Genomic DNA, 2093 nt, shown 5'->3' with positions numbered 1-2093 from the left:
ATCTTGCCCTTGGCTTTGCCACTCTCCAGCAGGGCATGGGCACGGCGCAAATTGGCTGCATTGATCGTGCCGAAGTGTCCGCCCACCGTGGTTTTCAGGGTCCCGGCATCGATCAGCCAGGCGACGCGATTGAGCAGGTTGTGCTGCTCGATCATGTCCGCGGTTTCAAACAGCGAACGGGTGTACATGAACTCCCAGTGCAGTGACAGGCTCTTGCGCTTGAGCTTGGTCACGTCCAGCGACTTGGGGTCATCGATCAGCGCCAGCTTGCCTTGGGGCGCCAATGCCTCGACCAGTTGGTCCAGGTGCTGATCGGTCTGGGTCAGGCTGGCGACATGGGTGACCTGATCCACACCGGCATGCTTGAGTGCTTCGCTCAGTGGCTGGCTATGGTCGATCACCAGATCGGCGCCCAGCTCTTTCACCCAGCTTTGGGTCTGCGCACGCGAAGCGCTGCCGATGACTTTCAGGGCCGTCAGTTGGTGAGCCAGCTGCGTAAGCATCGAGCCCACGCCACCCGCCGCGCCGACGATCAACAGGCTCTGGCCTTCGTCGGTTTTGCCTTCGCGCACTTGCAGGCGCTCGAACAACAGTTCCCACGCCGTGATCGCGGTGAGTGGCAGGGCCGCGGCCTCGGCGAAACCAAGGGTCTTTGGCATGTGGCCGACGATGCGCTCGTCCACCACATGCAACTCGCTGTTGCCGCCCGCACGCGCGATGGAGCCGGCGTAATACACCTTGTCGCCGGCCTGGAACAGCGTCACCTCACTGCCCACCGCCTTGACCACACCGGCCACATCCCAACCCAACACCTTGGCCGCGCCACCTTCGGGCTGGACGTTCTGGCGCACCTTGGTGTCCACCGGGTTGACCGAGATGGCTTTGACTTCTACCAGCAAGTCGCGGGGACCGGCAACCGGGTCCGGCAATTCGATGTCTTGCAGAGCTTTGTCGTCACTGATCGGCAAAGAGGCGTAGTAGGCAATGGCTTTCATGGGCGGCTCCTGAACACTAATAGAGAAGAGATTCGATGGGGCAGATGATTGGCTATTTCTCCCGAAGATAAAACCGGCTAAAAGAGCAGTCTCTTTCAATATTTTTTTGATAATCGGTGCTCTTGATGCTGCGTTTCGATGACTTGCAGTTGTTTGTCCGGGCGGCGGACCTGGGCAGTCTGTCCGCCGCCGCGCGGGGCATGGACATGTCGGCAGCCGTGGCCAGTGCGGCGCTCAAGCGCATCGAACAGCAACTCGGTGCCCGTTTATTGGCCCGTTCGACCCGCAGCCTGCGCTTGACCGCCGAAGGCGAGGGCTTTCTCGAATATGCCCGCGCGGCCCTGAGCAATCTAGACGAGGGCCGGCGATTGCTGGCCAGTGGTCAGGATCAGGTCAGCGGGGTTCTGCAACTGTCGGCGCCATCGGACTTTGGCCGCAACCTGCTGCTGCCCTGGCTCGACGAGTTTCAACGCGAACATCCGAAACTGACCGTGCGCCTGCTGCTGGGGGATCGCATCGCCGACCTGTTTCGCCAACCGGTAGACATTGCCCTGCGCTACGGTGAACCGGAGGATTCCAGCCTGGTGGCGCTGCCCATCGCCCCGCAGAACCGCCGGGTGTTGTGCGCCGCTCCCGGCTATCTGGCTCGGCATGGCGAGCCGCGGCATCTGGAGCAACTGGCACAGCACAATTGCCTGTTGTACATGCTCGGCAGCCGGGTCCACGACCACTGGAGTTTTCACGACGGCAAACGTGAAGTCAGCCTGACCGTCAGCGGTGATCGCTTCAGTGACGATGCCGATGTCGTGCGCCTTTGGGCCGTGGCAGGTGCCGGGATCGCTTACAAGTCCTGGCTCGATGTGGCCGCCGATGTACTGGCCGGCCGCTTGAAGGTGCTGATGCCGGAACTGCTCTGTGAGCGCGCCCCGCTGAATCTATTGTGCGCCCATCGCGCGCAATTGAGTAAGCCGGTGAATCTCTTGCGTGAAATGCTTGTCAGCCGATGTGAACTTTTGAGCAGTCAATTTCCAGGTTTTTCGGATATCGATCATTAGTCGCACGAAAAAAGAGAAATTTCTCTCAGGAACGATCACCACC

General features: G+C 60.7%; 2 protein-coding genes. One reads left to right on the top strand and one right to left on the bottom strand.

Annotated features, from left to right (window positions below; genetic code table 11):
- On the bottom strand, nt 1-995 hold a 995-nt coding region (locus tag AC1DVH_RS30060), incomplete at its 3' end, for a zinc-binding alcohol dehydrogenase family protein (protein WP_477756858.1).
- A 125-nt stretch (nt 996-1120) separates the two neighbouring features.
- On the opposite strand from AC1DVH_RS30060, the gene AC1DVH_RS30055 reads away from it, so the two are divergent.
- A complete protein-coding gene (locus AC1DVH_RS30055; protein ID WP_477756857.1) occupies nt 1121-2050 on the top strand; it encodes a LysR family transcriptional regulator in 930 nt (309 codons plus the stop codon).
- Nucleotides 2051-2093: the final 43 nt, after the last annotated feature.

It is taken from the genome of Pseudomonas sp. P4_C3, assembly GCF_056402075.1.
Note: the sequence above shows the minus strand (reverse complement) of the source record. Positions and strands in the feature narration are given on the sequence as shown.